Origin of the sequence: Chryseobacterium indologenes, assembly GCF_002025665.1 — a bacterium.
GTDB lineage: Bacteria > Bacteroidota > Bacteroidia > Flavobacteriales > Weeksellaceae > Chryseobacterium > Chryseobacterium metallicongregator.
The window spans coordinates 3,596,046-3,620,661 of record NZ_CP018786.1 but is presented as its reverse complement, the minus strand read 5'-3'; the positions used below and the strand labels follow the sequence as shown (position 1 = coordinate 3,620,661).

At 35.0% G+C, this 24,616-nt stretch carries 22 protein-coding genes; 10 read left to right on the top strand and 12 right to left on the bottom strand.

Translation table 11 applies throughout. The features are described 5' to 3' along the window. The 5 genes from BUE84_RS16250 to BUE84_RS16230 are packed head-to-tail and all read left to right on the top strand — an operon-like array spanning nt 1 to nt 7,169. Nucleotides 1-2,913, top strand: coding sequence for a family 16 glycosylhydrolase (locus tag BUE84_RS16250; RefSeq protein ID WP_079242586.1), 2,913 nt, complete (start codon nt 1-3; stop codon nt 2,911-2,913). Between the two features lie 10 nt (nt 2,914-2,923). After that, nucleotides 2,924-5,686, top strand: coding sequence for a hypothetical protein (locus BUE84_RS16245; protein ID WP_145953275.1), 2,763 nt, complete (start codon nt 2,924-2,926; stop codon nt 5,684-5,686). A gap of 25 nt (nt 5,687-5,711) precedes the next feature. Beyond that, nucleotides 5,712-6,218, top strand: a complete 507-nt coding sequence (locus BUE84_RS16240) for a phage holin family protein (RefSeq protein WP_079242584.1) — start codon at nt 5,712-5,714, stop codon at nt 6,216-6,218. Then, complete coding sequence (locus tag BUE84_RS16235; RefSeq protein WP_079242583.1) at nt 6,169-6,732, top strand: hypothetical protein; 564 nt, start codon at nt 6,169-6,171, stop codon at nt 6,730-6,732. Before BUE84_RS16240 ends, BUE84_RS16235 begins: the two co-directional genes overlap by 50 nt. Continuing rightward, entirely contained in the window at nt 6,729-7,169 is a 441-nt protein-coding gene (locus BUE84_RS16230; protein WP_079242582.1) for a lysozyme, read from the top strand. The genes BUE84_RS16235 and BUE84_RS16230 overlap by 4 nt, the downstream gene beginning before the upstream one ends. Nucleotides 7,170-7,318: 149 nt before the next feature. On the opposite strand, the gene BUE84_RS16225 is transcribed toward BUE84_RS16230, so the two are convergent. Next, complete coding sequence (locus BUE84_RS16225; protein ID WP_079242581.1) at nt 7,319-7,858, bottom strand: hypothetical protein; 540 nt, start codon at nt 7,856-7,858, stop codon at nt 7,319-7,321. A gap of 69 nt (nt 7,859-7,927) precedes the next feature. Beyond that, complete coding sequence (locus tag BUE84_RS16220; RefSeq protein WP_079242580.1) at nt 7,928-8,140, bottom strand: hypothetical protein; 213 nt, start codon at nt 8,138-8,140, stop codon at nt 7,928-7,930. A gap of 97 nt (nt 8,141-8,237) precedes the next feature. Here BUE84_RS16220 and BUE84_RS16215 point away from each other — a divergent pair, with 97 nt between their 5' ends. The 4 genes from BUE84_RS16215 (at nt 8,238) to BUE84_RS16200 (ending at nt 9,901) form a co-directional block, all read left to right on the top strand. Continuing rightward, nucleotides 8,238-8,585 (top strand): hypothetical protein, encoded by a 348-nt coding sequence (locus BUE84_RS16215; RefSeq protein ID WP_079242579.1) that lies wholly within the window; start codon nt 8,238-8,240, stop codon nt 8,583-8,585. 144 nt (nt 8,586-8,729) lie between these two features. Then, nucleotides 8,730-9,050 carry a hypothetical protein gene (locus BUE84_RS16210; RefSeq protein ID WP_079242578.1) on the top strand — a complete coding sequence of 107 codons (321 nt, stop codon included), beginning with the start codon at nt 8,730-8,732 and terminating at the stop codon, nt 9,048-9,050. Between the two features lie 33 nt (nt 9,051-9,083). Then, entirely contained in the window at nt 9,084-9,386 is a 303-nt protein-coding gene (locus BUE84_RS16205) for a hypothetical protein (protein ID WP_079242577.1), read from the top strand. 191 nt (nt 9,387-9,577) lie between these two features. Next, nucleotides 9,578-9,901, top strand: coding sequence for a hypothetical protein (locus BUE84_RS16200; RefSeq protein ID WP_079242576.1), 324 nt, complete (start codon nt 9,578-9,580; stop codon nt 9,899-9,901). A gap of 31 nt (nt 9,902-9,932) precedes the next feature. Here BUE84_RS16200 and BUE84_RS16195 read toward each other — a convergent pair whose 3' ends face one another. After that, on the bottom strand, nt 9,933-11,075 hold the full coding sequence (locus BUE84_RS16195) for a tyrosine-type recombinase/integrase (RefSeq protein ID WP_079242575.1): 1,143 nt from the start codon (nt 11,073-11,075) through the stop codon (nt 9,933-9,935). A gap of 144 nt (nt 11,076-11,219) precedes the next feature. Here BUE84_RS16195 and BUE84_RS16190 point away from each other — a divergent pair, with 144 nt between their 5' ends. Further along, the gene (locus BUE84_RS16190) at nt 11,220-11,609 is read left to right on the top strand and encodes an orotate phosphoribosyltransferase (RefSeq protein WP_079242574.1); all 390 of its coding nucleotides are present in this window, start codon (nt 11,220-11,222) and stop codon (nt 11,607-11,609) included. 322 nt (nt 11,610-11,931) lie between these two features. Here BUE84_RS16190 and BUE84_RS16185 read toward each other — a convergent pair whose 3' ends face one another. The 9 genes from BUE84_RS16185 to BUE84_RS16140 all read right to left on the bottom strand — a co-directional run bounded on the left by BUE84_RS16185 (nt 11,932) and on the right by BUE84_RS16140 (nt 24,613). Then, nucleotides 11,932-12,567: a hypothetical protein gene (locus BUE84_RS16185; RefSeq protein ID WP_079242573.1), complete on the bottom strand. Its 636-nt coding sequence runs from the start codon at nt 12,565-12,567 to the stop codon at nt 11,932-11,934. Between the two features lie 95 nt (nt 12,568-12,662). Continuing rightward, nucleotides 12,663-12,965 (bottom strand): NTF2 fold immunity protein, encoded by a 303-nt coding sequence (locus tag BUE84_RS16180; RefSeq protein ID WP_079242572.1) that lies wholly within the window; start codon nt 12,963-12,965, stop codon nt 12,663-12,665. A 10-nt stretch (nt 12,966-12,975) separates the two neighbouring features. Next, on the bottom strand, nt 12,976-13,824 hold the full coding sequence (locus BUE84_RS16175; protein ID WP_238594429.1) for a DUF4329 domain-containing protein: 849 nt from the start codon (nt 13,822-13,824) through the stop codon (nt 12,976-12,978). 592 nt (nt 13,825-14,416) lie between these two features. Continuing rightward, nucleotides 14,417-14,881 (bottom strand): hypothetical protein, encoded by a 465-nt coding sequence (locus tag BUE84_RS16170; RefSeq protein WP_079242570.1) that lies wholly within the window; start codon nt 14,879-14,881, stop codon nt 14,417-14,419. Between the two features lies 1 nt (nt 14,882). Next, nucleotides 14,883-15,644 carry an RHS repeat-associated core domain-containing protein gene (locus tag BUE84_RS16165; protein WP_238594273.1) on the bottom strand — a complete coding sequence of 254 codons (762 nt, stop codon included), beginning with the start codon at nt 15,642-15,644 and terminating at the stop codon, nt 14,883-14,885. Between the two features lie 467 nt (nt 15,645-16,111). After that, a complete protein-coding gene (locus BUE84_RS16155) occupies nt 16,112-17,287 on the bottom strand; it encodes an RHS repeat-associated core domain-containing protein (protein ID WP_079242567.1) in 1,176 nt (391 codons plus the stop codon). A gap of 128 nt (nt 17,288-17,415) precedes the next feature. Beyond that, on the bottom strand, nt 17,416-17,841 hold the full coding sequence (locus tag BUE84_RS16150; protein ID WP_079242566.1) for a hypothetical protein: 426 nt from the start codon (nt 17,839-17,841) through the stop codon (nt 17,416-17,418). Beyond that, complete coding sequence (locus tag BUE84_RS16145; protein WP_145953274.1) at nt 17,801-21,181, bottom strand: DUF6443 domain-containing protein; 3,381 nt, start codon at nt 21,179-21,181, stop codon at nt 17,801-17,803. Before BUE84_RS16145 ends, BUE84_RS16150 begins: the two co-directional genes overlap by 41 nt. Nucleotides 21,182-21,187: 6 nt before the next feature. Then, nucleotides 21,188-24,613 carry a hypothetical protein gene (locus BUE84_RS16140; RefSeq protein WP_079242564.1) on the bottom strand — a complete coding sequence of 1,142 codons (3,426 nt, stop codon included), beginning with the start codon at nt 24,611-24,613 and terminating at the stop codon, nt 21,188-21,190. Nucleotides 24,614-24,616 lie beyond the last annotated feature (3 nt).

Genomic DNA, 24,616 nt, shown 5'->3' with positions numbered 1-24,616 from the left:
ATGATAGAGCAAGTTAATATTACGGTAACGGACTTGATTCCGCCTTCTAATATAGCTACGATCGATAAAGACGGACTAGTAGGAAATGCGGTTTCGAAAGAGCAATTAGATAGCAAAACAGCATCACTTACGGAGGATTATAACACGAAGATAGCTGATGTTAGAGCTGAAGTTAAAACAGACTTTAAAGGAACAATTAAGCCGACCGATACAGCTCCGACGGAAGACGGAAGTTATAAACCTGAAATAGCATCAATTGACGATAAACCATCAGATCCTAGCAGTACAGCGGATTGGGGTAAAGTATATCCTAATGCCGGAAATCTTAGAGCGAAGACCGGTTATGAAACTATGTTCTATAAAAAAGGTTCAGTATGGACGAGGTCTGAGGTAAAAATGCCAGAACCACTTAATAAAATTGATACGTGGTCTGCTCAAAGTTATCCTACTGGGAAACAGGTCATTTATTCAGATCAATCAATTTATGAATCAACTTCTGCTACAACTCCCTCTGATACACCAGGCTTGTCAAGTAAATGGAAAGCTGTTGTTTTAAATGAGAAAGCCGAAAAAGAATTTGATGCGACAAGCAGCAAACCTATTGCTAACAGTGCAGTAACACCCATCTACGATTGGTTTGAAAAAGAAGGAGAGATCAATATAACAACAGTAAATTTTAACACAAATGATACTGAGACAGGTCTAGTTTATGCTAACGGGACTAATTTCGCATCTGTAAGTACAGGAAGGAGAACGCTATTTATTTTTGTTAAAGCTGGAACAACCATAACGGGCTTGTTTTATCTTGGAAGTACCTACAATGCTATTTCTTTTTATTCTGCAGCTAGCATTAGTTCTTATGTTGAAGGAGTGCCAGGCGTTGGGTCTGACAACAATACAGGTCATACATTAAATTATACGGCTACTGTTGATGGATTTGTTCGGCTTTCAGCTTCTGAGGATGCTAATAGAAATTCGCAAGCGACAATTACCGGTCCTAATGAGCAAGTAATAAAACCTTTTGAAGAAGTACTACAAGAAAAAACAGATAAAGATTTTGACGTTAACAGTGATCGTCCTATTGCAAACAGTACAGTAGCACCAATTTTTGATTGGATGCCGAAAGAAATTGTGTCTGATACAACTGTAACCGTTGGTTTTGCATCAAATGTTAATAGTGGTTACATTAATGACCAGGGAATTGCTGTCGCACAAGCAGAGTCTGTCAACAACAGATATACGGGTTTTATTCCAGTAGTAAAAGGCGATTTGATAAGCGGCATTGCGTATATGTCATCGACACCGAATGCTATTTCATTTTATACTGCAGCAAATGAAAGCACCTATGTTTCCGGAGTGAAGGGAACTGGATCTAGCCAGTCATCAGCGGGCACATACAGTTTTATTCCTCCTGCTAATGGATTTGTACGGTTTACGTGCAGCACATTAGGCGTCGGTTCATTCAATATTAGAACTATTGTTTATGGCGATTTCACATCATTGGAGGATTACGTGAAGGATGTTATGCAGGTGCCGGACACTAACCTTGTAGATTCAAAGAGAACAAAGGATTTGAGAATGAATCCTGACACGAAGCTTTTCGAGGCGTACAGAGGTGGGTTTTCTCAATTCTGTAGATTAAGACCTTTGGAGAAGTGTTTCTATAAATCTTCGCATAATGCTTTTTTCCTGAAAGACACAGGAGAACGAGTTGATATGGCTTTGGTTAACGGCTTATACGTTGGGGAATATACGGCTGATGCTTCCGGTAATTTCTATACTGCAAACAGATTTAGCGGTGATTTCTATCTTAAAAAGCAGGAATACGAACTATTTAAAGGAAAAAGAATTTTAAAGGGTGGAAGCATAATCGATGATGCTAAATGCAATGTTATTAAGTTTCTGTACGTGCCCGGAATGGATGTATTGAATATAAAAACTAAAAGACCACCAGAATATCCATTTATAGTGCGTCAGGGTCAAACATGGGGATTTGAAGACAGTACCAGTGAAGAAGTTTCGTTCTTCTTTAGTTATTCTACGAGAGCTACCATTTATGTAAACTCCTACGATTTAGATTCTTTCGAATTTAATAGAACTACTGTACCAAGGGAAACAAGGCAAATAAACAACGGTGATAATATGCTTATTGGTAGTGAATTGTACTCATATAATTTCGGGGACGAATTCGCTGGGACAACTTTAGATCTCAAAAAATGGAAGTATAGAACGGGTGAAAAATCCAATGGAAACAATGTTAAAGAGGCTATCACTTTTGCTGGGGGAAATCTTAAAATTAGAGTTTGGGCGAATACTCCTGGGAATACTTCATACATCCAAGATGAAAACGGAAACAATACCGGAACCTTAACAACCAAGGCATTCAATGGAGGAGGCATAATTAGCTTAGTTGATGATATTCAGTATGGATATTTTGAAGCCTCAATTAAGATGCCTTCATCATACTACATGCACAGCTCATTCTGGACCACGCAATCATTTTTAAACTCCGGAGAATCATCGCTTACAAAGAATGAAATTGATATTGTTGAGTTCGATATGAAAAGTAACACTGTGGCAACCGGATTCAACATGCTAAGCGCGATTCACCGCTGGACGCCAAGTCATGCAAGTTTAGGCTATGGAGCAAAAGTGGACTACTTCAACACTACCATGAATGATTATACACAGAATTTTAACCGATTTGGGTGTTTGGTAACCAAGGATTTTATAGCAATGTACTTCAACGGTGTTCTGGTGAATACTATAACTTACAAAGAGCTAATTGGCTTCTCTGTAAATCCTTGTGAAATTATTTTGAGCTGTCTGCCGTACACGACACCAGATCTTTTGGGGAAACCTGAGGATTTTATGGAAGTAGAGTATGTGAGATATTACAAGGCCAATGATTAAATAAAGTACTTTGAATAATATAAAATTATACAGAAACGGATCTCCTTTGTTCAATTTGATTGAGCGAGGGAAACGTTCTGTTGAATCGGCAACACTTAACCGGGTTATGCTTTCGGATGATTCGGTTTCGATCAAACTGAATTCCCGGGAGAAACTGGATATTTTGATCAATGATTATTTCGTCTTGTTCGATTCGGTATATCGTATCAATACATTGCCGGCATTGGTGAAAAACAGTAATACCTCATACGAGTACAATATTACAGCTCAGGGCTTAATGTTTGATATGCAGCGATGCAAGTATTTTAATGCAGATGCAACCGGATTCGGTCCAGATCTGGAATTTCCGCTGATTGGAACTATTGAAGTTTTCCTGTTGGCACTGAAAAATAATATGAAGCGTTTTGCTGCCAATTGGGAGCTGGGGAATTTTACCAACGGTGAAACTAAGACAATTACTTTAGGGGATGATAATTGTCTTTCAGCAATGCAGAAGATCTGTAATGAATTCAAGACAGATTTTTGGATTAAGTACGAAAACGGCAAGTATGTTATTCATACCGGAGATTACGGTAAGAAAGTCCCCTTAAAATTCGAGTACGGAAAAGGGAAGGGGCTTTATTCTCTTTCGCGAAATAATGTTGATGACAATGATATTGTAAACCGCCTATATGTTTTTGGAGGCACAAACAACATTCCAAATGAATACCGGAATTTTAGCAAACGATTAAAATTACCAGGGGCAGATTATTTGGAAGATGCCGGATCAATAGTAGCGTTTGGGTTGAAAGAGGGTTCAATTACATTCGATGATATATTTCCTCATAGAACTGGAAAGATAACGTCCTTAGGAGATACCAAATTTAAGTTCTCGGATTCCACGATGGATTTTGATCTCAACGAGAAAGAAGCCGACGGAGTGACTACGAAATATCTTGTTGCAGGAACATCTGCCAAAGTACATTTCAATACTGGCAATCTGGCAGGATATGAATTTGAAATAAAAAAAGGAGGCTACAGCCATTCTACGAAAAGTTTTGAAATAATTCCTTTCAAAAACGATCAGGGACAAAGCTTTCCGGATGAAAAAACAGAAGCTTTTCAGTTCGCTGTTGGAGATGAGTATGTTTTGATTGATATTAACATGCCGAAAACCTATATTGATAATGCCGAAAACGAACTTCTGCAGAAAGGTTTGGAACAATTTGAGCTAAACAAGAATGCGAAAGTTTCCTATGACTTAAACGTCGATCCGGCTTACATGGAAAAAATTGGAGTTGGGAAATTTGATATTGGCGATTACATTCAGGTATATGATCCGGTTTTGGGAATCGATAAGGTTCTTCGTGTAAATCAAACTACTATTGATTTCATCCAAAGTGGAGATTATAATCCATATCGTACGAAGATCGTTATTGCTGACTCTTATGAGATAAACTATGCATCACAGGTTATCCTTGACATAAAGCAGATCAAGAATGTAATGTCTATTACGAATCTGGGACAGATCAACTATTCAAAGATAGGTTTAAAGACTACTGAAGAACTTAAGAATTTGACATTTGATCCTGATGGTTTTTTCGATCCGGAAAACATCCGCCCAGGATCTGTGGAAACTAACATGCTTTCCGTTGGAGCAAGGTCTCAGCAGATTAGCTGCAGTGTTGTGTTCTATGTGATGTATGAAAACAATAAGAACAAAATCAAAGTGAATCCGGGAATCATCTATTCTCAAACTTTCGACAAAGAATGGAATATACCGGAAAATGTAGAGACCATTCCAGATGATCAATTCAGATATGTTTACGGGAAATGTTCTAAGACTGACCAGACCGGATCAATAATTTTCTCGCAGGAGCAATACAAATTCGATTCAGATGCGAATGATTATTACTTCCTGATCGGAATTCTTCATTCAGTTGTTGAAAATGTGCGTGTACTTTCTATTACAGTTGGAACAACAACCATAAACGGTGGACTGATAAGAACCGGCATAATTTCCTCTCTTGATGGCCAAATGACAATCAACCTGGACACCCAGGAAATAAAAGGGAAAATTAAGTTCACAGACGGTTCAGACGGCTTTACATCCATTGACAATGGTCTACTGATGTCTCAGGTAATTGAAGTTGGAAATGAAACGGAAAGAAATGCTTTTATATCGTCTGTCACGGATGCCGGTGGCGATAGTATCAGATTTGGAGCCGGAGCAGACTATGCACATAAAAACGATGCGGTGTTTCAAGTTCTTCAGAATGGTAAGTTGATAGCCCAAAATGCAAATATAAAAGGCATTATTGAAGCGGAAACCGGAACAATTGGTGGTGTAAATGGATGGTATATCACACCATCGACGCTAACCAGTACGACTGGAAAAATTCTTTTCGGAACCGTCAATAGTAATGGTGATCTGGTTGATGGTCTAATGATCTCAAATGATGTACACCCAAATAGTCAGTACATCGGTAATTTCATTATTAATTCATCAAAAGATGCCGGGAATGTAATAAATACAGGAGCTTCAATATCAGCATCAGGAAATAATGTTGGAAATACTGCCTTAGAATTAAGTGCAACAGGTCCGCAAGGTAATAACAACGCTCTTACTGTTAACGATGGGTATGTTTTCTTAAATAATATAGGCGGATCGGGATTTAAAGGTTTTAAAGTATATGTGCCAGCTTTAGGAGGAGCATTAGCAGAAGGCTATACAGGGCAATTAACAATTGGAGGATCGACGGTTTATTTCCAGAATGGGCTTTTGATAGGATAAATAAACAAAAACAATCATTATAACTATGATATTAGAATTTATAAAAGAGGACTACAGCGCAATTATTATGAAGTTAATCGTTGTTGGTATTTTGTGGAGTGCTGTTTTAATCGCAATGATAATTGATTTTTATTTTGGCATTAGAAAGGCAAAGCAGATAGGTGAAATGCGAACTTCTGAAGGCTATAAAAGAAGTGTTGGAAAATTTAATCATTATTTCGGGATGCTGCTTTATGCTTTCATTTTTGACGCGATAGTTCCAATCACTTATTTTTTTGAATTTCCTATATCTGCAATACCAATTGTTTCACTATTAGCAGCTGTTGTCCTAGTATTCACTGAGGCGAAATCAGTACAGGAAAAAGCTGAAAATAAGCTACGAAGAAAAACGAATGCTTCGATGCTCCAGGTTCTTGAAATTCTGGAAAAGCGAGAAGATGTTCTTCATGACTTATTAGCAAACTATAAAAAGCAAAATCAAAATGAGAGCAGTAATACTGATAGTAATAATGATGCTTCTGACGGGGTGTAAGACTAAAAAAGTTATCACTTTAAAAAATACAGAAGTTGAGCAAATTCAACAGATTTCCACCAAAAAAGTAGAAAGTAAAGTTGAAAAATCGGAAGATAAGCAGCAATTAAAAAAGTCTGATGTTTTAGAGCAAAAAAAAGAAAGTCAGACTGACATGGAGGTCAAAGGTAAAGCTGAGACTGGCAAGCCGATTGAAATCTACAATGTTCAAAATGGAGATACATTACAGGCCATTAGAGTTAATGGTAATGCAGATGTTCACATAAGGACAAAATCATCTCACTTGGACCATGTAAAGAAAGAATACAATTCAGAATCCTTCATAGGAAAGGTTAAAGAATTCTCAGAAAATATTGTCGAAGAAAATAATATAAAAAAACGGATTCAGGAAGTAAAACAGAAGACAAAAGAAATAAAATCTACAGGTTTGCAGGCCGGATTGTGGATTGTATTGGCTCTTTTGGGAGTCGTTGGAATCGTAATATTTGGAATTTATAAATACTTTAAGAAATGAAAACATCACAAAAAGGAATAAATCTGATTGTGTCATTTGAAGGCTTCAGCGCAAAGCCTTATCTGGATTCTGCCGGAATTCCGACAATTGGATACGGCAACACTTACTATCCGGGAGGAAAGAAAGTAACAATGAAGGATCCAGCGATCAGCAAAGAAAAAGGAATAGAGCTATTTTCAACTGTTTTACCGACTTATGAAAAAATAGTGAACTCAAAAGTAAAAGTTCCATTGACACAGAATCAGTTTGACGCTCTCGTATCGCACACTTACAATACCGGAGGATCATATGGACTATTTTCTTTGGTCAACAAAAGAGCTGCAGATACAGAGATCAGAAATTGGTTCACCACGAAATACATTACTGCTGGCGGAAAAACATTAAACGGACTGATTCGCAGAAGAAAGGCGGAGGCTGATTTGTTCTTTAAGAAATAAAAAATCAACACTTAAAAACCTCCTATTACAGAGGTTTTGAGATTATACATTTAGTTTGATTTACCTAGATTGCAATGATGTCGTTTTTCATAGCGCTAATATTTTATTGGTTATTAATTATTAAGCAATATTTATGCTAAAATACAAATTTATATTATTTCTTGATAATTTCCCGACTTAAATTTTCCTTGTTTTATTTCGTTAGGGTTTGTGTAGCAAAAGCTTACTATATTTGAAAGCCCTGTCAATCCATGTTTAGCTGTTATTTTAAAGTCTATAGTTCCGCCAATGCACATTTCATTTTTCACATCTTCATAAGTGAAAAACTGAACGCAATGATCTCCATATTTTTTATCAAGTAAGCGGCGACGTGGTAAATGGCTTATTTTGTATGTCTTTAACGGAATGGGTTTGTATATTTTATCTATTATTCCGTTTTGTCCCTGTCTTATTTCGTACAGAGAGGCTTCTGCCTCAATATCATAAGCAGGAAAAAAAGAAGAATTAATTATTTTAAATCCGTAACAGGTTTGATTGGTGCTATCAAATGGAGAGTTCTGTTCTGCAATAAATGGCACAATTTTAATCCTTGGACGAAGACAAGATAAAAGAATGAATATAAAGAAAAATGAAGAAATTAGATTAATTAGGATATTTATTCCTATTTCAATCAATTGATTACTGCTCATGATTACTATTTTAGTTTTTTGCGAATATACAAAAAAGCACATAATAGCCTGATAGTTTTTTATTTAGGTTTATTCAACAGTTAATTCTTCTATACCCCCATAAAGCTGTTTAAGAGCTTTCAATGCTTCAACTGAATCTTTCTTAGTAAGCGTTCGTCCAGCTGTTTTGTTAAGCTTATTTGTCAGATATAAAGCAGCCGTTTTATTATTCGGGAACATGATTTTTGCAACCTCCGAAATGTTAACCGCTTTGTTTGTTTTAAGGTATTCCTCCACTGTCATAAAGCAAAGGTAAAATATTTTTCAAAATAAGTACATATAAATATGTATATGTACATAAAACTATGTACATTTGTAAAAGAAACATAAACAAATAGTCATGACAAAAGAACAAGCATTACAAGAAGGGTATGAAAAATTTATCTATGAAAACGGAGATAGATTTCAAGCCACGAACGATTTACACACGGACGAAATTGATTTTACAAAAATCCCTATGCTAGTAACTAAAGAATCCAGTAGCCCTAGCCATGATGAGGAAAGTATTAAGGATTTAATCGCTAATGAACTAGATGGCCAATATTATGACGAAACGGGTGATGATACTAATATTGTTTATGATAAAATAATGGAAATTGATTTTTCGGAAATCACAAATATTATAAATGAAAAATTGAAAGGTGTACATTATTATTCTAACAGTGGAATAAAACTTACAGAACATTAACCCCTTCCGCTTTAGAGGCTATAGGACTAAAAGAATAGAGTATGCTTGGAACAAATGGACGGTCAAAATGGCCAATTGAAAAAGTTGCATTCGTGATATATTTTACAATCTTAATTATTTATATAATAACTAAAATTACATAACATGGATCTGGAACAATTATATAAAGAAAAAGAGCACTTATCAGAAATGATGTTTAAGCATGTTGGATTTGGTTTAATGCTTGCGAAGAAAGATGCGTTAGGATTAATTCATGAAGAACAATATTATAAGTATAAAAAGCTATTTGAAATTAATAGACATAAAATATCTAAGTTTCTTGATAAGATTAAAGAAAATAAAGCGCCTGTTGAAAAAACAGAGAAAACTAAGGTTAAGCGTGAGATTACATCCACGACCTATATTAGAGCTCAGAATCGCCTTTTTAAAAATCATGACAGCTATTTTGGCAGAGGCATGAATTAACCCCACGGAGTAGTCTCCACAAAATATAAGAAGATGGAAGAATATCAAGAATTATTTAATTATATGAGCAATGAGCATAATGTTACTTTGCTCGAACAAGATTTGGATGAAATAATTCGTATTGTCCAAAAAATGCAACTTGCTAAAGGCGGAAATACAATAATTGATACAAAGTCATTCCTGCAAATAAAAGAAAGCAATAAATCTATGACTGAGTTGCTGGAAGGAATGAAGGTGGTTATTGAGAAGTCAAGTAGATTAAAGATGAATTTATTGACCACGGATGCTGTTGAATATGACTTTCTTTGCAAGGTTTTACAAAATACAACTCATTAATTTGAGTTTTCATGGTTATTAGTTTTTATCCTCGGTTTCCCGGGGATTTTTTATATTTACAAAATTGAACATTCAGTTCTACTTAATTTATGTTTGCCTCCTTCGGGAGGTTTTTTTGTGGATAACTTTTTAATGCGTCAAGTTCTGTCGTATAAAGGGTTTTGCTTTGCCGGAAAATTGTAAATTTAATTATGCAAATTTCTGGAGTTGTTTTAAAAATTTTCGAAGAAACAGAAAAAGATGATTTCATAGAAAGAATCATCCGGATAAAGTCATTTGAAAAAGATCAGGAGCTGGATGTGTATTGCTATAATAAACTTTCATTCAGAACCGGATTTTTAAATATAGGTGAACAGGTTACTTTTGAAATTGTATTAAGGGGTATTTCCGTTGGAAAAAAGCAGGAAACACAAATAGTATTAGTAAAGCCCATTAAGCCAAATTTGATACTAACCAAAGATCATCCAATAATAGGTGTGGAATGGATTCGTAAAGATTCTAGAATTCCAAAATAAAAAGGCGTAACTTTTTAGCTACGCCTTAATTTTAATATTCTTCAAGTTTGATTTTACTTGCTTCCTCGAAACGAATAGAATTAATGTGGTTGGCATATATTTCAGTGACCTTTGTTGAAGTATGACCAAAAATTGTGCTTACGGTTTTTAGATCAAGTCCAGATCTTAATTTATCATTTGCCCCTTTATGCTTTAAAGAATATAGTTTATTTTTTAGCCCTAACTTATTTATTACTTCGTATTGCCAAATTTTTGTAGGGTAAGCACGTCTAAGGTGATAAGCACCAGGACAGAAAACTTTATCAGATAATTTATATATCTTGTTTTCTGAATTAGATCCAAAAAGGAAATTATTCCCATTAGATAAATCAAAAGTAGAAAGTAGTTCTTTAACAGTGCCTATCATTGGAACTATCCTAACTTTATTCGTTTTTGAATTTTCTGAGGTTATTCTTATAATACCGTTATTTATATCAACCTCTTTGCACTTTAATCTGATTAATTCTCCTGGTCTAATCCCCATATAGTAAACAACAGAACAGAAAATATAATAATTAAAGTTATATTGTTTTAAGTAGACAAATACAGCCTTATGGTCTTCATCTGACATTATTTCATAGCCTCCTGTATCGCTTTCTTTAATTGGCCTTATATCTTTAGCCGGATTTGAGTTTATAATATCCCATTCGATCAATTCAGAAAACAAAGCGCTATACCTTGCTAATGTTTTATTATAGTTTCGTGCAGACCATTTTCGATCATGTCTCGCCAAATTTAATACCGATTTTATATGATACCTCTCACAATTATCAATTGAAATTTTCCCAAATCCTTCTTTTTCGCCATATTTCTTAAAGAACGATACTGCAGTTTTGTATTCGCCATATGATCCAGTACTCAATGAGGATTTTTTTTTATCTAATGCGAAATCTAAAGCGTCAAAAATAGACAATTTTTTTACTTTATTTTTAGCCTGCGGATTCCATCCTTCATTAATATCTTTCTCAATAATTCTTTTAAGCGTTTCAGCTTTTATCATTCTTTCCTCAAAAGATCTTTCAGAATTGATGCCTTTGTAGATTTTTTTTATAATTTTGCTATTGTGGTAAATGTAGACGTACCATTTTTCATCAAGATTTTTAGATGAAAATACCCGTACTTCGAAATTTTTCATGTAAATGTATATTTTGGGTTTTTACTATTTTTTACTATCAAAAAATTATGTAGTAAATAAAGTATTGATTATCAGTTAATAGTAAAGGTACGCAAAAACTTTATACATTTGTAATAGTTAAGAATTTAAATACAAAAATAAAAAATGAATTTAGAAGGACGAAAGATTATTGTCAATAAATCATCCAAAGAACTTACCGAGTTGCTGAAATCACCTGAAAATTATAAAGATTTTATGCCGGATGGTCTTCAGAAATTTGAAACAAGAGATAACGGATTTAAATTTGGATTACAGGGTATGCCTGAAATCGCATTAAAAATTGATGAAGTAGACGATCAGAAAGCTATTTTAAGATCTGCAAGTTCAAGCTTAGACTTCTCATTAACTGCTACATTGAACCCAATCAGTGAAAACCAGACTGAAGTTCAGATGCTATTTGAAGGAAAATTCAATCCATTCATCAAAATGATGGTAGAAAAGCCTTTACAGAACTTTATCAATACGCTTACTGATAAAATCGAAGCTTATAAATAAAAAAGACCTTCATTTCTGAAGGTTTTTTTTATTTATAGGAAATTTGGCGAAAATAAAACAGACAACCCATAAATTACTGTTTTTTTAATGTTAGCCTATCTCTTTCAGTAATAACAGTTTCGACAGGCTTAGCCTGACAACGCTTAAAAATTTCGGCTGGTATGCGACCTGTCACCCTCAGCCTTTCGAAGGGCTCTCAATAACAAACCTTTGTTAATTACTAATCTTGAGTATTAATTAAAAGGATAAGTCAATTATTATAATTTTCTCTGTCAATGCCTATTAGTAATGGAAACCAATTTTTTTGAAACATGCCCGAGGATTATTCTTCTTCATCCTTATGTATTTCAATATTTCCGTTTTTCATGATAAATCTGTATCCGAAAGGTATTGCCAGATATTTTAAAATATCAGGACGAGCAAAAGCAACATGATAAAAATGAACCATTTTCAATGATTTAATATCGTCATTATAGTCGTCTGTGATAAAATACCAACCACTTTCGTCCTGAGGCGAATCATATCTGATTCCTTCAATATCCTTTCCTTCGTAAACTCCATCTGAAATAACAACTGATTGATTGAAGTTTGGAAAAAGAGGAATAAGATTTTGTTGGCAACATACTTCACTTTGTTCTCTAACAACCGAAATTGCCGTATCACAGCCTTTATTAAAGTCACTTCCATCAGAGTTTGCCTCATATAGATCATAACAATTATCTTCATCCAGGCTAAATTGTAAAAGCCATGAATAATAGCTAATATTTTGGTTTTCAGAAATAATTGGTTTACTATCTACAATATAATTGATCATGTATTTAATAATATCTACATAGTCTTCAGGTTGATGCTCACCAATGATCACTCTGATTTCTTTAGATATATAAGAATCTAATCCTTTTGTTTCCACGTAAAGATTATCTGCTAAATTTATTTGAATCCCTTTGTATGTTATCATATTTTTATTTACGAAAAGACCTGCTATAAGCTTCAATATTTCAAACTTATTTTTTACTCTAAGTGTCTCTTTTTAAATCCCAAAGATTATTAATTTTATTCTCCGTGGGTATATTTAACCACTTCTTTTGTTTTTATATTAACTTCTGCATAAGCAACACCGCCTATTACCGGTGGTCTGGGGAAATTTCCATGCACAGTCCAAATACTATCGTTCTTCCTTTCTGCAACGAATGGTTTTTGTTTATTTATTGCTGATGTTCCATAAATCTCTTTCCATTTTTCTTCAGCTGCAGAAATTGCAATCTCTTTATCAGTAATGTTATTTTCACTTTTGTTAGATATTCTCTGTTCACAAGAACAAAGGGAAAGTAGCAATATAAAAGTATAATATTTCATTTTAAATTATTTATTGGTGACGTGGTAATTGTTTTCTATCTATCAATGGCGTCTGTTCTCGATTTTGCCGCATAGCTTCTATTGATTTCAAACCGTCATCTAAAACAGGCTTGGGAAGATAATCAGAAGCAGGGACCAAATTAGGAAAAGGTTTAGGTTTAGCCCTATAATCTCCTAAAGAAGGTCTGGGGCTTTCTATAGGATTAATTTTATTCTTTCTTTCTGGTGAAGCAGGATCGCTTGGCATATTTGTTCTTAATGTTTTTTCTGTATTAGAACTTAAATCATAATATTTTAATTGACCTCCAGGAGTTACAAGAAACGCATCTAATCCAAGGCTGCTTGCAACCCCTTTATCTCCGCCACCACTTGGATCTCCTGAAAAGTTTTCATCATCATATTCTTTATCTTCATTACCATGAGCATGAATATAAGCGGAAGCTGCTGCACCTTTTGGTAGTTTCATATTTAGACCTTGTGGAATACCATGAGCTTCACCTGTTGTAGGATTATTATAAGCATAATATTTTTTGCCATCCACATATTTAAAATAAATTAATGCTCCTATTTCACGTTTATCTAATATCGACTTTCCGTTATATTGCTGTCCAAAATTTGCTGCTGCATTCTCTCTTGTATTAAATAATACGTGGGGCTCTAAACCTTCCAGCTCTCTTGCGTCAACGACTCTGTTTCCACTAAAAGCATAAGGAGACCATGTATTATACTTTTCCGCCAACGGATCTACATTGAAGAACCTTGCCATCCCGGTATCATAGTTTCTCCATCGGTAAGAGCTCCACTTAGTATCAATCTGGTTTTCCTGCCCCTGGGTAGAGTATCTATATGATGGGTTTATTGTGCTGACGGTCTCAAGCTGTCCTCCAAACTCTAACCCAAACGGATAAAAATGAGTAGTCCTGTCTACTTTCAGAACTCCGGAAGCATCTTTGTAATACGCTAATCTGATGTTTCCTACCTAAGTTATTATTTACCAACACATGTGAAACATATGATATGATTTTCAATATTTTAGACAGCCTATTTTCTCTTTTCTTTTGTGCCAGCTATCTATGATATCATTTCAAATTCAAATTTCTATGCATATTTTAAAATTAGAGTATTGATTTTCAATACTCTAATTTATTACCAACATGTTTTAATCATTACCGACTTTGCGTAGCTGGTAATATTAATATTTTTTCTTTCCCATTTACCTCACATCCAATTGTATAAAAACTAATGATAAATATGAGACTAAACCAGTTAATATTAGATTTATTAAAATAAAAATAATTTCAAGTAAAGATATTTTTCTCTCTACATATGCTATGCTCTTATCCAACCTTGGTTAACAATAACTAAATTTTCAGTAGTTTTATTTATTTTCATAGATTCTAAACCTTCCAATTCCCTTACCGTTAACAACCCTGTTTTCAGAAAAATTATAATTACTCAATAGCTAAAATTCGAGGATAATCAAAGTATTCTACATATAGTTTATCTTCTTTTTCATAGTAACAAACACCTATATAATCAAACCCTTTTTTTTGATTGATTAAAAATTCTTTGCCATCAGATACTTTTATTTTGATAGCTCCTTCTTCTTTTTTAACCAATTTAAATTTTTGACCATAATGATCATTATTTGAATCCTTAGGAAAATCCAAACTATATTTATTATTAATTTCTAATTTTTTATTATAAAAACAATTATACTGAAATAATAAGACAATCTCATTCTCTTTTTTTGCTAAATACTCTAATATATCTTTGAGGCTTTTGTCAACTTCTTTCTTTTTTTCTGTATCTAAATTTTCATATTTAGCATAAGTAATTATTTTTTTAGTCTGACACGAAACAAGATTCAATATTAAAAAACTTGTAACGAAAAATATTTTTTTATTAATTTTCATTCTAATTAGGGGTTTGATTTAATCTTTGTTGCTCTTTTTCTTTTCTTTCTCTATTTTCATTAGTAATTCTAATGTGATCCTTTATATCTTTTGTTTGAGATGGAGTTAGATTTGTTCCTGATGTATCTCGTAATTCAACCTTATTATTATCATCAGAATTCATCAAATTTTTTTGATTCTCTTTAGTATTTTCAACCTTACTTGTTTCAGCGAATATATGTGGTAAACTTGATTTGTGTCCAAGTTCGTGTGCTAATGTTCTTGGACTGTCTTGTGATGTAACTTGACCATCATAAATATTTCCATCAGGTATATTGTATCCATTGGTTATAGAAATCATTCCATCTGCAGTAAACTTTGCTACAGGCTTAGCCAGTTCAATCGTAAATTTCGCATCAGCATCTTCAATAATATTCACCGTCATTCCATTTTGGCTTAAAATAGCCGAAGTATCTTGCAAAAGTGTTTTATTATAATCAGTTCCTAACTTATTATCAATCTTTACTCTCCATTCGATTGTGGTATCATTTATTAATACTGCTTCTAAGCCTTCCAATTCTCTAGCATCAACAACTCTATTTTCAGCAAAATTATAATGAGACTGGTAAGAGTACTTTTCACTTAACGGGTCAACATTAAAGAACCTTCCCATCGCAGCATCATAATTTCTCCATCGGTAAGAACTCCAGCCTGTTTCCGTTTGCTTCTCCTGTCCCTGGGAAGAGTATTTATAGTTAGGAATAATAGAATTTGCAGTATTCAATTCTCCGCCAAATTCTAACCCAAAAGGATAGTAATTGGTGGTTCTGTCTATTTTCAGGTTTCCGGAAGCATCTTTATAATACGCCAGTCTGATGTTTCCGACCTGATCGGTATAATTGTAAATTTTATAAAACAGGTAATCATTAGATTACCTGTTTTTAAATTATTTTATTTATAGTTTTCTTTGCCAAAGTCCAATAATAGTGGAAACCAATATTTTTGAAACATGACCAAATTTTTATAACCAAATACCATATCGTTCTCTCTACCTAATAAGCTTCTTCATTAAAACTATAATTACAAAAATAAATGCAACGCCTGTAAAAAAATTTATATACCCTGCTGTCTGATCTTGTATTTCTTTATAGTTTCTTCTATCCCCAATAAGTTTACGGAATAAAAAATAGACACCATTACCAATTACATTGATAAGTATTTGTTGAAATATGAATTCAAAAATTCCCATTTTTAGTTTTTGTGTTTGTCCTCTGATAAGGGTTTTATTAAACTTGTTGTACCTAACTTAAACATTCCAAAGTTATTAACCAGATTTATTCCTTTGTTTAAATATCTATTTATTGCTCCTCTTGTAGCTGGAGCTGCTCTTGCAATTGCAGTTCCTTTAAATGTACTGGAAAATTTTGCAGCATTTAACGGTCCAATATTATCAGCTAATTTAAAAGCTGTTTTAGGAAGAACCTGCTGACCTAATCCAGCAACTTTCAATTCTGATGATAAGGGATTAAAAGTTGAGGTAAATGCAAGAGCTCTATCTCCTTCATTATATTGATTTGATCCATCCAAATTACTATATACTTGTTGACCTGTAAGTCCTGAAGTATGTTTACCTCCCATAAGATTACCTGTATCCAAAACTTGAAAACCTAAGTAAAAACTATTTGCGACATTATATGAAATTTTTCCAAAAAAGTTATTTGAAGCTGCCCATTCTCCCCAGAGTCCTTTACTTCCTCCATCCCATTTACCTACATATGCTCCAGTAGATATATTTGTTCCTGCTGGAGTAGAAAAACTTCCACCCAAATTGTTACCACTTACATTATCTGTTACCGAACCATCTTGGTTTAATGAATAACTATATTTTCCAGTACCCATAAATCCTTGCCCAGATATATTAGCATAAGAATATACGGCTGCTGCATCTGTAATTCCTGCTGCTTTAGCTTGAGAAACAGTCTTTACATTTGCCATATATGTCCATGTTGAAACACCATTAATATTTTGTAAAACCCAATCAACCGGTGCATTACCATCAGGATCAACATACCGAAGTGGGTTATTTAAAACATAATTATAAGTTGAAACTCCCGCAAATTTTTCACTTAATGGATCTGGTACTCCCCATCGTCCGATATCTGACATATACATTCTGGTTCCAAAATCACTCCATCCGGTCTCCTGCTGTTTCTCTTTTCCGTGGGTAGAGTACTTGTAGTTTGGAGATATTGAGTTGGCAGTACTTAATTCTCCGCCAAACTCCAATCCAAAAGGATAGTAATTGGTGGTTCTGTCTACTTTAACGTTACCGGAAGCATCTTTGTAATACGCTAATCTTATTTTTCCGACCTGATCTGTATAGTTGTTAACTTTTGATTTTTCCCAGAAAATAAAACAGGTAATCATGTAGTTTACCCGTTTTAGGATTATTTATCTCATTAATAATAGAAACTAATGTTTGGAAAAAATGTGTTTTTATTACCTTAGTTTTAGATTATCAATTTTGTTTATATTATTCAAATAACTAAATAGTTTTAAAGCCAACCGATAATATCTTCTTTACCTTTGCCTATTGAAAGTAAATATTGTACTTTATTATTTTCAATCTTAATAAAAAATGGATCTTTTAAATTTTTGTTTTCTAGAATATAAACACCTTCAGTTATGCCATCTAAATTAGGCTTTTCATTTTTATAAGAGTTGTAATCTGTAATAGTAAATTCACAATTATATTTCTTAAATTGCTTTAATACTTGAATATATCCCTCCTTATAGTTTTTTGGTTTATCTTTATAGTAAGAGTCATAAAATTTTTCTGCACTCTCGTTACTTAATTCATTAAAAAAAGTTGCAAAAACCGGGTTACTATACTGTTGCTTTGGTTTCGAGCAGCAAAAGCAGAAAAAAACAACTACTAAACTACAAACCAATACCTTTAACTCTATCGTTATCGCTCTCATTATTTTTATTTTTTGGTGTTTTTGAATTACCTTCAAGGGTTTTTCCCTTGCGAATATTATTATTTTGTTCTCTTATATCTTCCCCTAAATCACCCGGATTATGTCCTTTGAATCCACCATATGAACTCGTAGTTTTTGGTAATTTGACACCTCCTGCTGCTGCAGTATTTATAACAAAGTCAGCACAATTATTGGTATTTAGATCATATTTTGTATTTTGATCTGATTCTACAAAATCTAAAATATCATTAAAGTTTTTCTCGTTAATAGACCTTGTTTGTACTACTTCTTGTTCATGACCAAAATTATCTTTTATTTTTCCTGATGCCTCTGATGCTAAAGGATTTACACTAGATGGATAAGGATAAAACCCAAAAGTTTTAGAATCTGTTGTACCATCCGTATTTTTCCTATTTAATGTTATAAATGCATGTCCAGAATCTCTATTTGGACTAATTTGATATACAGTTCTATCTCCTCCCTTTCCCGGTTGGTCTACATGAATAACTAATTGATAGCTTTTCCCTTTTTTTCCATTATCAAAAGCTTCTCTAACTTTATTAGCATCTATTGCTTCTAAACCCTCTAATTCTCTATATGATATAACTTTATTTTCCGAGAAATTATAATGTGACTGATAAGTGTATTTTTCACTTAAAGGATCTACATTAAAGAACCTTCCCATTGCAGCATCATAATTTCTCCATCGGTAAGAGCTCCACTTAGTATCAATCTGGTTTTCCTGCCCCTGGGTAGAGTATCTATATGATGGGTTTATTGTGCTGACGGTCTCAAGCTGTCCTCCAAACTCTAACCCAAACGGATAAAAATGAGTAGTCCTGTCAATTTTCAGGTTTCCGGAAGCATCCTTATAATATGCAACTCTGATGTTTCCTACCTGATCGGTATAATTGTAAATATACATATTTTTAACAAAGTCATAATACCCTTCTGAGGTAGGTACAAAGCTTAATACATCATCAGTATATTGAAATCCATCCAGATAGTCGGTTTTGCTGATGGTTTCAAGCTGTCCTCTTCCTAGTCCATAGGTGTAGATCTTTCTTAATTTAGTTCCCTGAGCATTATAAAGGTATTTTGTGTTAACATTAAATGTATTGTTCCCATCATGAGTATTATATAATTTATTAAACTTTATGTAATTGGGAAGATTAAGGTAATTATAATCTATCTGCAACATCCCTCTATCTTCATGGCTGATCATATTGCCATTACTGTCATACGGAATTACAGTTGATATGGAAGCCGGATAGCCACCATAATTACTTGAAGCATCACTTACTGTATTAACCCTGTTCCCAGTGTAAGTATAAGTAAGGTCATCCAGCAGCTGTGCTCCAAAATTTTGTAGCAACCTGTTTCTTCTAAGGGTTTGGATATTCCCGTTTAGATCATAGGTAAGGACTTCATTATAATAATTGTTCTGTGGAACAGTGGCATTGGGTTCAGAATAAATACCATTTTTTAGGCGATCTAATCCGTCATACTGGTAATTATACCTTCTAAACGTTCCATTATCAGCACTTGACCAATCTATCTCTGCAATATTGCCATTATATTTTCCTGTAGAAACTGTGGAATAAACAGGATTGTGATATTTAATTTCATAGGCAAAGAGCTTTCCGTTCAGGTTGGCAGGATCATTCACTTTAGTAAGCCATCCACGGATATTGTAGGCATGGTGTATGGACTGCAAAGGAGTACCTGTGGTATTTCCTGTCTTTTTATTAATAAGCTGTCCCAGGTCATTGTAGGTGTTTTCTACCAAAAGTTCTTCTGTCAGGCTGTTTACCTTATGATAATGCTTCAACAGTCTTTTCTGGTCATCGTATACAAATCTCTCTTTGATCACCACTTCTACATCTGTATTCCCTTTTTTGTGGTAGGTATAGCTTTCATCTACCGCGCCGGAAAAATCAAGCTTGAATTCCTTTTTGGTATATCCGCCTAAATGATTCCAGCTTTTTTCACTTACTTTTTCCCCTTTGGTATTGTAGTAGAAATAGGTTTTTGTCCAGTTATCGTCCTCAATGTTTTTTACATAGGATGCTGTAGGCAGCCCCTGGGTATTGGCACCTCCGTTCAGAGCCCTGTCTTCGTTCACTACATATTGATCAAGGATTTTTGCAGGTGGAAACTCTTTTGTATCCCTTGGGTAAGAGTCATAGTAATTAACCGTTAAAAGCGTCGTAAAGCCTGACAGAAAATTATTGGTGTAATATACAATGAAGCCATTTTTATCAAACCCATTGGCTGTCTGGCTTTCACTGACCACCTGAGAAGCAAGTTGACTTTGCATTGAAGCTCTTTCTCCACCTGTAATAAGTCCGGTATAGGCAACGCGACCAAAGGCATCATACTTGGTCAGCAGCCACAGTCCTTTATTCTTCAGGTTCACATCTTGGGTAAGCACCGGGCGGTCGGCAGCATCGTACACCACAGATTCCCAATCGTCTCTTCCGGGTAATCTTTTTTCCACCTGTCGGTCTAAACCGTCATATCTGTACTGGTAACACAGGCTGTTCAGAATATCGGTGGTCACCACATTGTTATTCTGCTCAATTTTCTTTACCGCCAGTGCAGGAATCACAAATGCCTTTTGTCCGTATTCATTGTATACATAATAGGTATCAACGTTTTGGGTTCCGTCTGTTCTTCGTACCAGCACCGTTTCACCACGTCCGTTCTGAAACTGGATAACCGGAGTTCCATCTTCATCGGTCACCGAATTTTTATATAATGTTCCAGCACCATAAAATTCATTGCCTGGAACTATGGATACAGAGGAAACAGTTTTTTTATCTGTTCCTACCGTTGTAGTTATTGTATTGGTGATAAATTTCTTTACTTCTGAGCCTTGATTTACTTCATATTTAAGCTTTTGGGTATGTCCGGTTGCCATTTTCCAGGGATCACCCGGCTGGGCAACTTGCTTTACCCTGTCTAAGGGAGAATTTTCAATCTCTTTTTCTATATAAGCATTGGTAGCCCCGTAATAAGAATTTGCCGCAGTTTCATTTACAATCCCGGTATGAATGGCAGAATTGAGAGTATTAGCAGGAACAGGAAGAATATCTTTAACCTGTCTTCCAAACCCATCATACGTAATAGGAGTCACCAGATCCTTTCCGGTAGAGGTAGCTTTTACACTGACAATCTGCTTGGGTCGTCCCAAGCCGTCAAAATAGGTAATGGTTTCAGTTTTCTTACTGCAATCACCACTCAGGCAGGTTTTGGATTGTATGTAATTTTCGGTTGTGCTTTGTGCATAGGTCATCATCGCCGTAAACAGCAGACCTAATAATTGTATTTTTTTCATTTGTGTTTACTGCTTATAGTTATACTTGAATTCTTTAACCACCTTATAGCTGTACGTTCCAGCGTTGTCTCTTTCTCTAACCTGAACCTGTTTCAATCGGTTAGCAGTATCATAAACATAAAGTTCTCTTTTCCCTGATGGGGGTGTTATGGTCGTTACTCCCACCAAAGGATCATAAGTATATTTGGTTGTCATTCCAACGGGCTGAAAAGCATCAAGAGCCACTAAGAGTTCTGCCTCTTTCGTTGGATCAGCAGCATCTTCATTGGATTTGGTTACAATAGTACTGATCATTCCTTCGATTTGACTATAGGTAGAGCCAACAACTTTGGCAATCGGTTTGGTCTTGTTATAGCCCCAGACAATACTTACCGGAGTACCGTCTTTCTCCCTGTATTGAAGAATATTTCCTTTTTCATCATATTTTTCATACGTGACATCCTTAGAGGAAACAGTAGGGTTTAAAGTATCATACGAATATTCAGACAGAGGAAGCACTAAGTTTCCGGTGATTGCATGAGGCAGAGCCGTTGGATAACTCGTTTCTTCCCTGGAAGTCACTTTGGTGATATTATTTACCGTTTGTTCTGCTTTCGTTTCCAATGGAATACTCACCATGTTTTTACCAATCATCAGCTGGTTGTTTTTCTCATAGGCGTACTGATATGTTTTGCCCGCAGAAGACAGATCAGGGAAAATCGTTTTCTCACTGGTCAGTTGATGATGTTTGGGGTTGGCGTAGAAATACTGGGTTTCCGTTTTCATGGCAGTCCCGTTCAGGTAGTCAGTTGTTTTCTGAGACTTCAGGTACTCGAAATGAGAAATATTTTTGTATTGTACAATATCAAGATTATCCAGCTTATCTTCATAGGTAATCAGGCCTACAGGTTTACCAAAACAAACATCATTATACGTTTGAGTCACATTTTGAGCCCCTGCTGCCTGACAGTTTTTATACCCATCTACAGCATTGTATTTATGAGAATGGCTGGCAGTACAGTAATTATACGAAATGGTTTTTATCACATCTTCTGCTGTGCAGAGTTTGGTATCATTCTTAGTGACAGGATTGTCATAATTTTTTCTGATCGAAAAACCATCCACCTGATATTTTCTGCTGTTATCCTCCTCATAATTCATCTCTACGGTGCGTACCGGACTACCTCCTGCATCAAGATATTGAGTCAGAATTTCTCGTCCATTATTCCAACCAAAATTGGTCCATACAGAGTTTCGGATATTATCTCCATGAATTACTTTTCCGAAATCATCTGCATTGGTAGAGTATTTATGAATAATATTTGATTTTCCTTCTACAATTTCCTGCACGGTTTTATAAAATACATTGGGATGGGTAGCAAATAGCTGATTAATATTGGAAGATGTTACCATTGTATAGGGAAACCTTTCTACTCCTGTAGGAACTGATCCACTTGGCAGATTGGGATTATTTGTACTACAAGTTCTGGTATAAAGAAGCTGCTCCTGAAATGCCGGAGTTCTTAATACAGTAGCTTCCGTGTTTTGTTCATTTAAATCACGATAAATAAACTTTCTTGTATTGGCTACTCCATTTTCTGAGATATCTACAATTTTAGCGATTCTTAAACCTCCAATAGGCACTTCTCTATCTCCATAAACTGCCTCTTTACTGGTATAGCTTGCGGATGCTGTGGAACGGGTACAAACAAATAGTGTCCAAAGCTTAAGGGTTAAAGGTTCATCTTTCTGGACATGGGCAAAAATACCTCCTCCATTATTGGTAGGAAAAGTAACTGAATTACCTGCATTGGTAACAACCCCTGTTGAAGTTTTATAATACAATGGCATGGCTTGTCCACCGGGTTTCAAGAGACTAACAATAGCTCTGTGCTTTCCGGTGATTTGTTCAGCCGGATCACATGTATTGTTAAACTGGGCACTCCCTCCCAAGCTTATTTCTTCTGTTTTTAGTGGAGTAAAAACCACTGTATTTTCAACATGAGCATTATTATCATCCGCAGTTGCCTTGATCTGAACCCCCGTTCTTTCTGATGGGCTCAACATCACATTTTTCTCAATCGCAGTATTATTTTCATAAAAAAATTCAGTAGAGCCTTTAGTAGGGTAAATAACCTTCTGAAGTATCCCTATAGGTGTATGTTGCGGGCTGACTGGCTGCGACGCTCCGTTATATGAGCTCCACAAAGCTACCTCATATATGGAAGGGACAAGATTGGTGTTGCCGGTTACACCATTATAATATCCCCAGCTATCTCTACTGAAGGAGAGTCTTTGAGGAAATACATCCGGTAAATTATATTCAAACCCATAAGTGGCATTTAAAACACTATCCACTACTGAAGTGAGAAACAAGCGATTATTAGCGGTAAGTGTATAATTAAGAGTAACATCATTAATTATACTGCCATTAACCTTTTTTGTAACTTTTTGTAATCGTTTATAATCACTGCTGCCTCCTGATTGTAGGTAATCAAATATAATCTCTCCATAAGAAGGATTGTTACTGTATATTCTCTTGATCTGTTTTCCGGCAACGGTCTGGTTATGGCTGATCAGCTCACTGACCTGAGGGTATCGGATAAATGCAGGATTTCCACAACTTGATGTCATTGGACCCGCGTTAGGTGATGTGTAAGATAGGGTCTGTGACTGGCTCATCGTTCCAGTATACCCACCATCTACGTTCTCAATAAATAAAGTTTCTCCGCTGGTAATATCCTCAATTTTTGTCAGATACCAGGCTGTAGTAGAAATGGATATGAGAGAATGTCCTGCACCAACGGTACGGTTAGATGTCGTCTCTTTATCAGTAAAATAGTATTTGGTTCCATTATCTACAGTTATGGTAAATGAATCTCCACCGCTCACCCCTTCAATAATGACATCTTTTTGAGAATAAATAACAGGAATTCCTTTCTTGTCAAACACAAATTTGATTTGCATTCCACCAAAGTTAGCCATATATAAATCCTGCTCAGTATCTACATTATCGTTGGAAGCATCCTGAAAAAATTGCATGGCAATAGGATTATTAGGCCCTATATCATCAAAATTGGTCGGAATAGAAACATTAGATAGATTGTTTTCATCCGGAAGATCGCGGATGACCCGTGTAATCACTCCTCCTGAAACCATAGTCCAACCGAGTCCAGTAGAACCGTTCATATCATCTACTTTGATTCCATTGGAAAAATAATTAAGTCCGATGGGAATAGTAATATTTCCGGCCGCAAAGGACGTTACAGGAATATCTACATTAGCATTTCCTGTAAACAAACTTACCGGAAGGTTTCCAAAGGAGCCCAGTTTATAGGACTCCGCTGATGGTGGGATGATATTCGGAAGGGTGGATGATTTGCTTCCTGTAGTTTGTGCTAATGCTGTTCCAAGGGATAAGCAAAAAAACAAACTGGTTATATTTTTTTTCATTGT

Excerpts from the sequence above, each read along its gene's own strand:
- BUE84_RS16250 (WP_079242586.1), top strand. The coding sequence starts at position 1 with ATGATAGAGCAAGTTAATATTACGGTAACGGACTTGATTCCGCCTTCT.
- BUE84_RS16240 (WP_079242584.1), top strand. The coding sequence starts at position 5,712 with ATGATATTAGAATTTATAAAAGAGGACTACAGCGCAATTATTATGAAG.
- BUE84_RS16235 (WP_079242583.1), top strand. The coding sequence starts at position 6,169 with ATGAGAGCAGTAATACTGATAGTAATAATGATGCTTCTGACGGGGTGT.
- BUE84_RS16230 (WP_079242582.1), top strand. The coding sequence starts at position 6,729 with ATGAAAACATCACAAAAAGGAATAAATCTGATTGTGTCATTTGAAGGC.
- BUE84_RS16225 (WP_079242581.1), bottom strand. The coding sequence starts at position 7,858 with ATGAGCAGTAATCAATTGATTGAAATAGGAATAAATATCCTAATTAAT.
- BUE84_RS16220 (WP_079242580.1), bottom strand. The coding sequence starts at position 8,140 with ATGACAGTGGAGGAATACCTTAAAACAAACAAAGCGGTTAACATTTCG.
- BUE84_RS16215 (WP_079242579.1), top strand. The coding sequence starts at position 8,238 with ATGACAAAAGAACAAGCATTACAAGAAGGGTATGAAAAATTTATCTAT.
- BUE84_RS16210 (WP_079242578.1), top strand. The coding sequence starts at position 8,730 with ATGGATCTGGAACAATTATATAAAGAAAAAGAGCACTTATCAGAAATG.
- BUE84_RS16205 (WP_079242577.1), top strand. The coding sequence starts at position 9,084 with ATGGAAGAATATCAAGAATTATTTAATTATATGAGCAATGAGCATAAT.
- BUE84_RS16200 (WP_079242576.1), top strand. The coding sequence starts at position 9,578 with ATGCAAATTTCTGGAGTTGTTTTAAAAATTTTCGAAGAAACAGAAAAA.
- BUE84_RS16195 (WP_079242575.1), bottom strand. The coding sequence starts at position 11,075 with ATGAAAAATTTCGAAGTACGGGTATTTTCATCTAAAAATCTTGATGAA.
- BUE84_RS16190 (WP_079242574.1), top strand. The coding sequence starts at position 11,220 with ATGAATTTAGAAGGACGAAAGATTATTGTCAATAAATCATCCAAAGAA.
- BUE84_RS16185 (WP_079242573.1), bottom strand. The coding sequence starts at position 12,567 with ATGATAACATACAAAGGGATTCAAATAAATTTAGCAGATAATCTTTAC.
- BUE84_RS16180 (WP_079242572.1), bottom strand. The coding sequence starts at position 12,965 with ATGAAATATTATACTTTTATATTGCTACTTTCCCTTTGTTCTTGTGAA.
- BUE84_RS16170 (WP_079242570.1), bottom strand. The coding sequence starts at position 14,881 with ATGAAAATTAATAAAAAAATATTTTTCGTTACAAGTTTTTTAATATTG.
- BUE84_RS16155 (WP_079242567.1), bottom strand. The coding sequence starts at position 17,287 with ATGATTACCTGTTTTATTTTCTGGGAAAAATCAAAAGTTAACAACTAT.
- BUE84_RS16150 (WP_079242566.1), bottom strand. The coding sequence starts at position 17,841 with ATGAGAGCGATAACGATAGAGTTAAAGGTATTGGTTTGTAGTTTAGTA.
- BUE84_RS16145 (WP_145953274.1), bottom strand. The coding sequence starts at position 21,181 with ATGAAAAAAATACAATTATTAGGTCTGCTGTTTACGGCGATGATGACC.
- BUE84_RS16140 (WP_079242564.1), bottom strand. The coding sequence starts at position 24,613 with ATGAAAAAAAATATAACCAGTTTGTTTTTTTGCTTATCCCTTGGAACA.